The organism is Fortiea sp. LEGE XX443 (assembly GCF_015206815.1).
Classification (GTDB): Bacteria; Cyanobacteriota; Cyanobacteriia; order Cyanobacteriales; family Nostocaceae; genus Nostoc_B.
In genome coordinates this window covers 32,902-43,995 of record NZ_JADEXZ010000052.1, presented here as the reverse complement: position 1 = coordinate 43,995, position 11,094 = coordinate 32,902, and the positions used below count along the sequence as shown (strand labels likewise).

At 38.3% G+C, this 11,094-nt stretch carries 9 protein-coding genes and 1 pseudogene; 6 read left to right on the top strand and 4 right to left on the bottom strand.

The window, feature by feature from the left end; genetic code table 11:
- Positions 1-198: 198 nt before the first annotated feature.
- Positions 199-540 (top strand): type II toxin-antitoxin system RelE/ParE family toxin, encoded by a 342-nt coding sequence (locus IQ259_RS18520; protein ID WP_228014625.1) that lies wholly within the window; start codon positions 199-201, stop codon positions 538-540.
- Positions 541-551: 11 nt separating this feature from the next.
- On the top strand, positions 552-845 hold the full coding sequence (locus IQ259_RS18515; protein WP_193887406.1) for a HigA family addiction module antitoxin: 294 nt from the start codon (positions 552-554) through the stop codon (positions 843-845).
- Between the two features lie 318 nt (positions 846-1,163).
- Here IQ259_RS18515 and IQ259_RS18510 read toward each other — a convergent pair.
- Positions 1,164-1,421, bottom strand: a pseudogene (locus tag IQ259_RS18510) (IS4 family transposase); the annotation flags it as partial.
- Between the two features lie 578 nt (positions 1,422-1,999).
- On the opposite strand from IQ259_RS18510, the gene IQ259_RS18505 reads away from it, so the two are divergent.
- A complete protein-coding gene (locus IQ259_RS18505; RefSeq protein ID WP_193887404.1) occupies positions 2,000-2,239 on the top strand; it encodes a DUF3134 domain-containing protein in 240 nt (79 codons plus the stop codon).
- Between the two features lie 327 nt (positions 2,240-2,566).
- Here IQ259_RS18505 and IQ259_RS18500 read toward each other — a convergent pair whose 3' ends face one another.
- Positions 2,567-4,129 (bottom strand): NAD(P)/FAD-dependent oxidoreductase, encoded by a 1,563-nt coding sequence (locus IQ259_RS18500; RefSeq protein WP_193887402.1) that lies wholly within the window; start codon positions 4,127-4,129, stop codon positions 2,567-2,569.
- Between the two features lie 305 nt (positions 4,130-4,434).
- On the opposite strand from IQ259_RS18500, the gene IQ259_RS18495 reads away from it, so the two are divergent.
- Positions 4,435-5,832 carry an MATE family efflux transporter gene (locus IQ259_RS18495; protein ID WP_228014624.1) on the top strand — a complete coding sequence of 466 codons (1,398 nt, stop codon included), beginning with the start codon at positions 4,435-4,437 and terminating at the stop codon, positions 5,830-5,832.
- On the opposite strand, the gene IQ259_RS18490 is transcribed toward IQ259_RS18495, so the two are convergent.
- On the bottom strand, positions 5,829-7,355 hold the full coding sequence (locus tag IQ259_RS18490; protein WP_193887400.1) for a hybrid sensor histidine kinase/response regulator: 1,527 nt from the start codon (positions 7,353-7,355) through the stop codon (positions 5,829-5,831). The two genes, IQ259_RS18495 and IQ259_RS18490, sit on opposite strands and share 4 nt — an antisense overlap.
- A gap of 50 nt (positions 7,356-7,405) precedes the next feature.
- Complete coding sequence (locus IQ259_RS18485; protein WP_193887398.1) at positions 7,406-8,776, bottom strand: PAS domain S-box protein; 1,371 nt, start codon at positions 8,774-8,776, stop codon at positions 7,406-7,408.
- Between the two features lie 640 nt (positions 8,777-9,416).
- On the opposite strand from IQ259_RS18485, the gene IQ259_RS18480 reads away from it, so the two are divergent.
- Together IQ259_RS18480 and IQ259_RS18475 are read left to right on the top strand one after the other, a co-directional pair.
- Entirely contained in the window at positions 9,417-10,307 is an 891-nt protein-coding gene (locus tag IQ259_RS18480; RefSeq protein WP_193887396.1) for a hypothetical protein, read from the top strand.
- 310 nt (positions 10,308-10,617) lie between these two features.
- Positions 10,618-10,941, top strand: a complete 324-nt coding sequence (locus IQ259_RS18475) for a hypothetical protein (RefSeq protein ID WP_193887394.1) — start codon at positions 10,618-10,620, stop codon at positions 10,939-10,941.
- Positions 10,942-11,094: the final 153 nt, after the last annotated feature.

The window sequence follows — 11,094 nt, the reverse complement described above, 5'->3', positions numbered from 1 at the left end:
CCAGTTCTTCTTTGGATAACTGGCCCAAACTTTCTTTTTCTAGTTCTTGAGGCAGGTTTTGGTTCATATTTGTGATACTCCACCTCAACTGTCCCCTTTGTCAATACTCTGTTACCTGAATCCTTACGTTAAAAGTAACTTTTTTACAGCAGAATTTAACGTGACTTGTGTTAGATTATATTTTGTGAGTTATGAGTTATGGAACGCATAACTTCTACTAGTATTTTAAGACTATTCCATATGTCTCCGTCAGATGAATACCCTAGATATAAAGATAAAAGAACGGAGAGATTTGCTTTAGGAGAAAGGGTTAAAGAGTTTCAATCTTTTGAGAGACAAGCACAAAAATGGCTAGATATCCTAGAAGCCGCCCCCAACAAAGAAGCTTTAATGCAGCTACCAAGTAATCGTTTTGAGTCTTTAGGAGGGGATAGGAAAGGTCAGTACAGTATCCGAATTAATGACCAATGGAGAATTTGCTTTAACTGGCCTGATGATTTTCCCAAGCCCTTCAACATAGAAATCACAGATTATCACTGAAGGAGAGTTAAATGGCACGTCCACCCATCCACCCAGGAGAAATTCTTGCTGACGAAATTACTGAACTCGGAATGACAGCCAGTGATTTAGCTCGTGTTCTTCATGTTCCAAAAAATAGAATTACCGAAATCATCAATGGAAAAAGAGGGATTACAGCTGATACAGCTTTGCGATTAGGGCAATATTTTGGAACTGGTGCAGAACTCTGGCTAAATCTTCAGAAAAACTATGAACTGAGGTTAGCTGAACAAACAGTAGGCAAGGAAATTCAGGAAACAATAATTCCTCGTGTCTTAGTATCTTAATTTGTCAACCTTTTGTTTAACACAAGGGTTAGATAAAAGTTAAACCAGTGTTTAATTTTAGGAAAGTGCATAATGTTAGCAGAGTTATCAAGATAAAAAGCAAAAACTATTTCTGTCTAAATTCAACTCGGAAATTGTTTGCCCCAATATCCAATAAAGCAAAAGTGTTGAATCTCGCAACACAACTTTACAATCTTTGTGTTTTACCCAGGTAAATTTCTTGTCCTATTGAGAATAAAGTCATTAAACACTCGAATTTGGTATCACCAACACCAATGCACATCTTGAGCAATATCCTCAAAATCTTAACATTCAACACTTTTGCAACTGATGATAAATCTTTTGGAATGTTTCTTGACTTCTATGTATGTTAGCTTGGGAAAATGTTGAAATACTTACGTCGATTCCTGTATTATTTAATCGTTTAAATAAGTTCCGCATACTTGTTAAACTATTATCCAAGGCATAAGCCAACCAACACTCAACGTAAAGACGGCTGTTCAAAACCGGATAATCATTTTTTGGTAACGGTCTGAGTATATCTTTGACAATCTTGGGAAATGAATTTACAATCATTATCAATCAATTTGTTTTAATCTTTTGCCCAAAATTTACCATATTTTGGGCGTTTTTTATCACATATTTCTTAACATTCAACACTTCTGCCTTTATCCTAACCTCTCACGGATGCTACTTTCCTGCTTTGTATGCTTGATTGGACTCACGGCAAGCTTATCCTTCTAATTTAGACTAACGGCAAACTTATGGTTCCAAACTGCCAATTTCATTCAAAATTAGCTGACGCAAGAATGAGGGTTATAGTATTGTTTGCGGCAAAGTTATGCTTCCAGGGGTGGCAAAGTTATGGGTAAAGTCACATTTTACCCATCAATAGCCGTGAAATAATGTAGGCGATCGCACACCATAATTTACCCAGCAAGACCAACCAATAAATCATTCTCGTGGAGAGAAGAACATCTGCCAGAAGTCAGAGGTTTTTGATATTGCAAGCAGCAGACTGTTAATTATACCGATTTGTTGTCTCAGGAATTCGCTGAGGTATCAGAAAGATGTTAATTACATTCTTCTCTATTTCTAAACACAATTGCTGAAGGCAACTTCGGATTTAAATAGATTCTCCGGGGTAAACAACAATGGTTAAGCTGTCTAACCCCGCTCTCCACGAAGAACCCCGTTACCAGCCAGCAGCTATCATACCTCTCAAGCAAGAACAATCCTTGCTCGATTGGTTAGCTAGTACTGGTCGATTAGAACCTTACGTATTTGTGGAAAACTATTACGAAGATGAGGAAGAGGACGAGGAAGAAGAAGTGGTAGAGCTGATCAATACCTATGAATATGAACCAGAGGAAATCGATCATTTAGAGGGGTGAAATTAACCACCAATAGCAAATAATGCTGTTGGTGGTAACTTCTCTAGGTTTTGGGTGTAATGTAAGTAGCTCGATGTTAAAAATTGTCGTTATGACAGGGCAGGAGGCAGAGGGCAGAAGGCAGAAGGAAAGAGGGTTTTAGGTAACTTTACTTTTCGTTACATACTTCGGTTTATTTAAACTGTTCTACTTATTTAAGTAATTAAACAGAATGAATTACACAAATTTTTGACTGTAACCTGCGGTCACTGAGCGGCGGGTGAGCGCGGTCAAACCATGCCGAAGTGTAACCTATCTCCACCTATGACTTTACTTGTGTTCGACTACTTACCCAACTCCTACCAAGGATGGAGATGGTTCTGTTTTCCGTCGGACTGATTCGCCTGTAATTAGTTCCACTACATCCATTCCATTACCAATCACACCCGGCACACTGGGATAACCTGCACTCGCCCCCACAAAAAAGAGGTTAGGTATTTCTGTGACATATCCCAGACGATTTAAACCAACTTGTTGAGGTACTAACTTCGCGCCGTAAATATTACCGTGGGGTTGTCCTAGATAAAACTCGCTAGTAGTTGGTGTACCGTAAACTTTCATCCGAGCATATTTATCTACATCGGGAATTATATCCCGCACACTGGCCATGATTTGCTGATAAACTTCCCGCTTTTTAGTTTTATAAGCTTTTAGATTAGTTTTGTGGAGATTTTCAAAAGATGCGTGAGGGCAGACTGTAGCAATTTCTAAAACATGATGGCCTTCTGGAGCCATTCCTGGTTCACTAGATTTCATTGTTGGACAAGACAGGAAAATCCAAGAACGGCTCAAATCTCCTGCTAATTGCTGTTGATATTCTTTATTTAAGTCACCTGTAGGATAGTACCAGATATTCCAATTACCAATCCCGTAACGTTGCGGATCAAAGCGACTATCTAAACCCAAGTAAATGTTAAATGCACTAGCAGAATATTCATAGTTGGTTAACCGTTGACGTTCTTTGCGGCTGATAGCTTGAGGGTTACGCATCAACTCTACTGTTAATTTAGGGTCGATATCGCTGATATAAGCTTTGTTTGCAACATAAGTTTTACCATTGGCAAGTACGCCTTGGATAGTGCGATTGCTAACTTGAATATGCTCAACTGGTGTTGAATATTCAATCACACCTCTACCTGAAGTAATAGCTGCAACAATGGTGTTTACAAAGTGTTTGAAATGATGTTTTGGATAGTAAGCGCCTTCTGAATAGTCCCAAACTAAAGAAGTGTGGGTGAACAGTGCAATTTCTTCGGGTGGAAGTGCATAGTCACCACTTTGCCCTGCCAAAATTGCTTGCAGTTTGGGTGATAAGCCGACATAGTTATATAAGTCTTGCAGAGTCCAATTTCGTTTTCTAAATAGATGCCAATATTTCGGCAATTTTAACCAGTCAGACCATTTTTGATCGTACCAACGCACTTCCTGTACAAGATGGTGAATTTCTTGATGAATTTGCTGAATCTCATTGCAGTAGCGGTTGATAGCATCTGTTTCTTCAGGAAAACTGGAGAGCAAACGCGATCGCAAATTCTCCCATCCTAAAGGAATTCTAAAATCTGTTTCTGGTGTGATGACTCGATCTATACAATCTGGGTCAAGGCTATTAAAAGGTACATCCCGTTCAATATAGTCGAGAAATTGAGTGATAGTCTGACCAATTCCGCATTGAGAAATATAATGCACGTCAGCACAAAAACTATATTCACCATAATCAAATGTGTGGCAACAGCCTCCAGGCAAATAATGTTTTTCTAAAACGGCAACCCTGTATCCTTGTCGAGTTAAGCAAGCAGCCGCAGAAAGTCCACCGAGTCCGGCTCCTAAAATTACATAATCAAAAATTTCCATTTTAGCTTCCTCTGGTAATCTTGATTTTTCTCGATTTTGGCAGTATGGTTCTTTATTGGTATTTATTTGGCTAAAGAAACGCCAAAATCATTCACCCAGATGGCAATTTTGGGGAATTTATCTGAAAAATGTATGCCTGAAATCTGAAAACAAAATATTAATTAAATTGCCTAAAAGCAATTACAAATCTTGGTGAAAGCTTTTAGATGAAATCTACTTATTGCATTTAAGCTTAACAAAATAAAAGAGTTTGGTTAGCTAAAATTTAATATTTTTTCAGTCACTTTATTTCCATACATAGATTGATGATGAATAATAACGCCACTAGATCCAGATTGATTTTTGAAGTTAAACAATGTTTGCTGTTAGCTGTGCCTCTAGCAGCAGCACAACTAGCTCAATCAGCAACTGGCTTTGTAGATACAGTGATGATGGGCTGGCTAGGAAGTCAGACTATTGCATCTGGAGGTTTGGGTGCTGCAATTTTTATCTTTTTTCTGCTGATCACTACGGGTATTATTGTCGCTGTCAGTCCTTTAGTTGCGGAAGCATACGGAGCCGGAAAGCCTGAACGGGTTGGCAAGATTGTGCAACAAGGGTTAGGGATATCTCTGCTGTTGGGGATACCGATTACACTCCTCCTGTGGCATGGAGGCGCTTTACTACTATTGTTGGGACAGAATGCCACCACAGCATTATTAGCACAAACTTATTTAAGAGCGATCGCTTGGGGTTTTATCCCTGGTTTGGGTTTTGCTGTGCTTAAAAGCTTTCTTTCTGCTCTCTCGCAACCACAGTTAGTCATGGTAACTGTTGTCTTGGGTACTCTGCTGAATATTACAGCTAACTATGTTTTAATGTTTGGCAAATTGGGACTACCCGCTCTAGGACTAGCTGGTATCGGTTGGGCAAGCACACTGTCACTTTGGAGTATGTTTATTGCCTTGACTGTTTATATATTTAGTCAACGTCGCTTTGCAGTTTACAAAATTTTTCACCCTTCACCTAATTACAGTTTTAATCAACATAATCGCCGCATTTTTTGGGAGATTTTTCAGGTTGGCTTGCCCATTGGTGGACTAATTACAGTGGAAGCTGGATTGTTCACTGTTGCGACGTTTCTCATCGGACAATTGGGGACAACTGCCCTAGCTGCTCATCAAATTGCTTTACAAACAGCTTCTATGTCATTTCAGATTGCACTTGGCATTTCTCTAGCAACAACAGTACGTGTTGGACAGTTAGCCGGAGAGCAAGACTTGAATGGTGTCCGTCTGGCTGGATATGTGGGAATTGCTCTGGGAGCTTTGTCTATGGCTGTTGCAGGTATAATTTTTTGGTTAGTTCCGGAGTTAGTTGTTTCTCTTTACCTCGACATCGACAATCCGAATAATCAAGATGTGGTTGCCTTGGCGGTGAAATTGCTGGCTGTAGCAGCGATTTTTCAGATTGTTGATGGGGTACAAGTCACCGCAGCCGGAGCATTACGAGGACTAAAAGATACTCGAATCCCGATGCTGATTGGGATTTTTGCTTACTGGTGTGTTGGTTTATTAACTGGTTACGTCTTGGGAATTTGGTCAGGTTATGGAGCTATTGGTCTTTGGTGGGGGTTAGCAATTGGTTTAGCTAGTGCGGCTACAGTTTTGACTTGGCGGTTTAGCATTTTGCCATCTCCGCGTACAGATATACACCCCTATTAGCTAGTCAGTTCTAAATCACTCAATGTCAAAGTAAACATCGTCCATCCTTGGTTGCTTGTGACTTGAATGCTACCTCGCAGCTGTTCTACTAACTTCTGCACGATCGCTAATCCTAACCCTGTACCACCTTGGTTCCAAAAGTCAGCATTGGGGATGCGGTAAAATTTTTCAAAAATTCTGGGTAATTCTGCGGCAGGAATTTCTGCTGAGTTACTGACGGTAATGATAGTTTTGATCGGAATTTCAGCAACTTCGCGGCTGACACTCAAAATAATTTCACCACCAGCGGGGGTATATTTACAGGCATTATTGAGCAATTCGACTAAGATGCGTTCTAAGCTAGTACGATCAGAGAATAGTGAAGGCAAATTGAGCGGAAGATTTAGCTGCAAGGTTTGTTGATGTTCTTGAGTGCGGGTTTGAAATGGCTCAATTACCCAAGGCAGCCACTGTTGCAGGAGTAACAAATCAGGCGCAAGCTGGAGATAAAATGAATTTTCCAGTCGTTGTAAGTCTAGTAAATCGTTGATTAGTTCCATTTCACGATCGCACTCTGCTTCCAAAACCTCTAGAAAGTGTTGCTGTTCTTGAACAGTATTTGACATCTGTAACATTTGAATCATCCCTTTCATGTGGCAGAGGGGCGATCGCAATTCATGAGAAACTAAATTTAAAAAGTCATTTTTGAGTTGGTTCAGTTCTTCTAATTGTGCTACAAGTTGCTCCTGTTCTGTTTGCTTTTGCCGATCTGCCACTGCTTGTAGGCGTTCCGTTACATCCCGAAACACTAACACCGCCCCTGTAATGTTATCTTTGTTATCTTTGATGGGTGCGGCGCTATCATCGATTGGTGTTTCTGCACCATTTTTAGCAATCAGTATAGTTGCTACCGATAAAGGCGCGATCGCACCTGATTGTAGAACTTTGTTGATCGAATTTTCTAAAGGTTCACGAGTGGTTATATCAATAATTTTGAATATTTCTGATATATTTTTTTCACTGGCTTCTACTTGTGTCCATCCTGTCAACTTTTCCGCTACAGGATTCATAAAAGTTACTAGTTGATTGACATCGGTGGCTATCACACCATCACTGATACTGTTCAGGAGTGTGGATAACCATTGTTGGTTAGTTTTTAATTGTTTTTCTAGTCTGTGCTTGGTGAGAGCTATTTCAATATTAGTTTGTAGTTCTCTTTCTTTAAAAGGTTTGAGTAAATAACCAAACGGTTCTGTGATTTTGGCTCTTTCTAGAGTATTTTCATCTGCATAAGCAGTTAAATAAATAATAGGAATATCTAAATATTTATGAATTTCTGCCGCAGCTTCTATGCCATCCATTTGCCCTTTTAATCTAATATCCATTAGCACTAAATCAGGGCTGATTTCTACAGCTTTATTAATAGCTTCTTGTCCTGAAGAAGCAATGGCAGGCACTGTATAACCAAATTTTCTAAGTCTATTTTGTAAATCTTTTGCAACAATAGATTCGTCTTCTACAACTAAAATACTCGCGTCTGTCATGTATATATTGTAAATTTAAGTAACAATGTTAAATATTTACGCCCATCTAATTATATTAAAGGAAATGTTATTTGGAACTCTACACCTGAATGACTTTGAATATTTATTTTACCTGCTATTTGCTGAGTCAACGCATCGACTAACTGCCAACCTAAGGATGCTGTATTTTTGAAATTGAAATTTTGCGGTAATCCAACACCATTATCGCTGACAATGATGGTAAAATGTTGGTTAAAATTTTCGGCAATTTCAATATAAATTTCTCCTTCTCCACCTTGAGGGAAGCCATATTTTAAGGAGTTAGAAACGAGTTCATGAATAATTAAACCACAGGGAATAGCTAAATCTAAACCAAAAAGAGCATGACTATCGATGTTGAGATTTAGAGAAATAGCTCCTTCATTGACTTCATAAGAACTAAACAAACTAGCAACTAAATCTCGAATATATTCACCGAAATCAATCCGCGCTAAGTCTGGAGATTGATACATTTTTTCATGAATCAAAGCCATTGAGGCAATGCGCTGCTGACTTTGTTGAAAAATTTCTATGTCTTGTTTGTCTTTGATATACTCACATTGCAAACTGAGCAGACTAGAAATTACTTGTAAATTATTTTTTACTCGATGGTAAACTTCTTTGAGTAGGACTTCTTTTTCTCGAAGTGATGCTTGAATTTGTGCTTGAGAATGTTTGCGATCGCTAATATCTTCGACAACAGCAATAAAATACTTTGGTTCTCCCGAAGTCTTGCGTGTTAAAGATACAGTGAGATTAATCCAAATAAGAGAACCATCTTTGCGGAAATAGCGTTTTTCCATTGCATAGGTTTGAATATTACCTGTTAATATTTCTTCAACATACTTCAGAGACTGAGTTAAATCGTCTGGGTGAGTAATTTCCTGGAAAGTGCGTAACTCTAGTTCTTCTGGTGTGTAACCAACAATATCGCAAAGTCTTTGGTTAACTAATAACCATTTTCCATCTAAACCTACATGGGCAATACCAACGGCTGCTTGATGAAATGCCGTGCGGAATCGCTCTTCACTGTCTCGTAATGCCTTTTCTATTTGTTTACGTTTAGAGATTTCTGCCTCTAATGATTCGTTGATTCTTTTTAACTCAGATGTCCGTTCCTCGACTTTGATTTCTAGTTGAGCGAGTAATGTACCAAGAGTTTCTTCGGCTTGCCTACGCTCGGCAATTTCTGCTGCTAGTTGAGAGTTTGCGGCCTCTAGTTGTGCAGGACTAGGCAAAACTAGTGCCTGAGGTATCAATGGTAAAAGTTTTATGGCTGTAGTTACCGAAACAAAGGCTGTGATTGCTTTAATTAATCCTGATAGCCAATAGGTGGGATGCCACAGTGTCCACACATCCATGACATGGGTTGTGCCGCAAGCAATAATAAATGCGCCAAACATTAAAAATATCCAGTCAAAAGGCACATCTCTTCGTTTGCAGACAAAATACACCAACATCATTGGAATAGAATAATAAGCTAGTGTAATTAGCGAGTCTGAAACAACATGCAGCCAGACTAATCCTGGCTTCCAGAGATAGCAATGTCCGTGAGGTATAAACTGGTTAGGAAAAAAAAATTATCTAAAAACGCCATCCTCAAAACCTATTTATTGTAAAAGTCTTTACCAGAGCATCAAGGCTGATGGAGAGTTTTCTATCTCCTACGTGTGCAAATACTCATAGAGTACCCATATCCTTCATACCGCACAATAATTAGCTTTTTAATTAAGTAATGTAATAAATATTGATTGTTATTAAATTATCTCAAAAACTAGTTTATTGTTACCGTAAATATTCTGAAGTTACTGTTTATTACATAATAAATATTACATATTGCTAAGAGGATTTTACAGTATCTATCTAATAGGCTGTTAATCTTTAAGTTAAGAGATGCAAATATACTTAAGTACTATTAATTACAACAGAATCCAGAAGTCTAACACGTTGTATTCTGCTGGCTTACTGTTGGTTAACCATTTTGTGTGCAGTTAAGCTACATTTTTAGTGAATAACTAGCTTTAATTGGAGAATAAGAGCAAAATGAAGCGTTTTTTGAGTGGAATTATTGTATTAACTAGCCTATTAATAGCTCCTGGTTGCTCATCAGTGACAAAATCTGGCGAAGCGCAGGTATCTGGTGGTGAATCAAATCCTACTGATCATTCGCACAATGTATCGAGCGGCCATCAGGGACACTCAATGGAACATATGAGTCATGAAGCTAATACAAAAATTACTACCCAAGCTAAACTGACTGCACCAAAGAATATAGCACCGAATCAGCCTGTAAATTTAGTAATTAATATTCAAGATACTACGGGAAAGTCCATCGACAAGTTTGATACTTTTCAAGAAAAACTGATGCACTTAATTGTCATCAGAAATGATCTAGCAACTTATGATCACATTCATCCTACCTACAAAGGTAATGGTCGTTTTGAAGTTAGTGCTAACTTTTCTAGCCCTGGTGAATATAGCTTGTTTAGTGACTATAAACCATCGGGAAAACAAGAGGTAGTGTCATTAATGCAAGTCAAAATTCCTGGTTCAATTCCCCTACCTAAAAATTTAGAAAAGTTTGAAAAGACTAAAGTATTATCTAACACTAAAGTTAATCTAAGTGTTGCCAATAAAAATATCCAAGCGGGTAAAGAAGTAACCTTAAACTTTGGTATCAAAGATGCGGTAAACAATCAGCCAATTAAAGATTTACAACCTTATTTAGGTGAAAGAGGGCATTTAGTGATTCTGAAAAGTTCGTCACCCTTGACAGTCTCCGATTATATCCATGCCCATGCTCTCAAAAATAGCTCAGATGGACAGATAGAATTTGTCACGAGCTTTCCTCAGCCAGGAACTTATAAACTTTGGATGCAGTTCCAGCGCAATGATAAAGTTGACACAGCCGATTTTTGGGTAAATGTAGTGTAAGCTTTGCGATCGCCCATGCAAAAATTGCTAATTTTTGAGCTGATACGAAGTCTGTTGCATATGGATTGCAATTGACTATCAATCAGTTTATCGTGTTTGATTAAATCATGTAAATTTATACTGTTTGTTGAGAAAAGCTGGTAAAGAGAGTGGTAGGGAGAATAAATATATAAGTTCACCCTACTACCTCATTACTTCATTAAGCCTTAACTTTACAGTATTAAAATTTATCTGAAAGTGATAAAACCGTGTTGCAGCATGTAGCGTTCTGTTTAATTGGACGTACACGAAACTATAAGGGCTTGCTGGCATGAGACTATCTGAACTAGATCCACTCATCCCGCTAAATGATTTAAGAGAAGAACTTCTGAAATTACCAAAAGGCTACTTATTTTACGAAGAAGAATTGGTAGATTTTTTATCTCGCAGAAGATGGCCTGAGAGCGATCGCCGTATTGACCGTACCACTTTTTGGCGTTGGAGAAACGATAACGGAATTGAACGTCAAAAAGTCTTTAGTCGATTGGATGTCCTCAAACTCTGCCGCATCTGCGATCACTACCGTGTAGATGGAACTCGCAATGAGTATTTAAACATTATGAAACAGAAAAAAGAATTAGCGTTTAATAAATGAAGTCGAATCTTTAAGACGGAGGCACACAAAACCCGATTTTGGCAATAATCGAGCCAAAAAATCGGGTTTTACTAACTGTTAAGTAGTCGATGACTTATTAAGAATTTATATATTGCCAATTTTAATTTTTGGATTCTGACATCTATCTATAGT